Annotated in this window: 1 protein-coding gene; it reads left to right on the top strand. The window is 40.1% G+C overall.

All coding sequences use genetic code 11. The features are described from left to right. Positions 1–31 precede the first annotated feature (31 nt). Entirely contained in the window at positions 32–1762 is a 1731-nt protein-coding gene (locus JF818_RS00450; protein WP_198890034.1) for a glycosyltransferase family 8 protein, read from the top strand. Positions 1763–1790 lie beyond the last annotated feature (28 nt).

Below are 1790 nucleotides of genomic sequence, written 5' to 3'. Positions count from 1 at the left end.
GTGTGATATCATGTACTAAAAGCATCCCTACATGCCAAAAGAAGGCATACAGAGAGGTTGTACCTTGTCAATTTCAATTTCGGTCATATGTGACGTTTCTTCTACGCTTCTCCCATCTGATGATTATCATGCAATACCTGTGCAGTTATATAAAGATATCTGTTACACCCCACTTTTTTCTTCTGACCTTCCGGAGAAAACACACATTGGACTTTTCATGGATAATACTTACCTTGTGGCGGGTGAGAAAGAATCCAAATTATATCATGAAGAGTTCATTGCACCAGAAACAGTAAGTGCGTATAGAATTGATAATCCAGATTTATATTGCCAAGTCATAGGGCAAGCAGATGTATTATGCCAGGAGTCTTTACGTATTCCAACAAGTCTAAGAGCCCATTTAAAAAATGAGTGCAATGTAAATGGTCAGGATTTAGATCGTTTGCTTGCAATGATCAAGGAACACTATCCAGCCTATACAGACTCAGCAACCTACAGTATGGAGCAAAAACTATATCTGCCTTCTATAGTCGCTGTTTTGAAACAAACGCGTTTCGTGGAGTTCATAACGTTTGTAGAATCAGTATGCCACGCCTTTTTTTCTGAACTGGACCTATCTAAGCTTTCCAAGACACGGTTACAGTCATTCAAACATCTCTATGTATTGCTATTCCAGGTATATATAGCAGGCTCTCCTTCTCTGGAAGTTAAGCATTGTGCTACTGTCAAATTCAAACATGCTGAAGTCCCCAGATATCTTTCAGTATGGAAGGATTCTGCTGTCCCTGTCGTGTTTGCCTCGAATAAACGCTTTGCCCCCGCCTTGGGGGTATGTATAACCTCACTGCTCGAGAATATTGATAGAAATCGGTCCTATGATATTATAGTACTGGAATCGGATTTATCAGAGGATTCAAAACAGAGGCTTGAACTGACTTGTAAGCAGTATCCTCAAGTGCACCTACGATTTTTCAACCCCAGAATCTTAATTGGGAAGAGAGCTCTACAAAAGAATCCAACAGATCATATTACGATAGAGACGTATTACCGATTCCTTATGGCTGACATCCTTCCAGATTATGAAAAAGTACTCTATCTGGATTGTGATACAGTGATTCTGGATGATGTAGGCAAGTTGTACGATACGGAAATGAATGGAAATATATTAGCGGCGACAATTGACCCAGAGATTTCCAGCCTTGCAATGGGGAAGGATCTCAGTTTGAAGTCATATTTACAAGATGTTCTGGGATTGCAAGAGGGAGACCCCTATTTTCAAGCAGGTGTTTTAGTTATTGACTTGAAAGCAATGCGCTCATTTCATTCTGTAGATCAATGGATCGAATTGGTAGGAGAGCGTAGATACCGATTTAATGATCAGGATTTGTTGAACAAGGAGTGTAGAGGACGCTATCAGGTATTGGATATGCGATGGAACACCGTAGTGGATTGTAACCACACCAGAATGCAAACCATTGAAGATGGTCCATATTCACTTTATGATGCGTATATCCAAGCTCGAAAGGATCCTCATATCATGCATTATGCTGGATTTGAGAAACCTTGGGATGTACTCGATTCTGATTTTGCATATCTCTTTTGGCACTATGCGAAAAGGAGTGAGTTTTTTGAGCAGTTATTGATGATGGTGTTGAACAGTGCTAATGGAAAGAAAGAATCTTTAGCATTACGACTTTTTCCACGTGGAAGTCGGCGACGTCGATTTGCAAAGCAACTATTCTATAAAGCAACTCGCATCTAGTATGGAAGTGGGGAATTTGGTATATGAA

The sequence above is a fragment of the Sphaerochaeta sp. S2 genome, assembly GCF_016406725.1.
GTDB lineage: Bacteria > Spirochaetota > Spirochaetia > Sphaerochaetales > Sphaerochaetaceae > Sphaerochaeta.
Note: the sequence above shows the minus strand (reverse complement) of the source record. Positions and strands in the feature narration are given on the sequence as shown.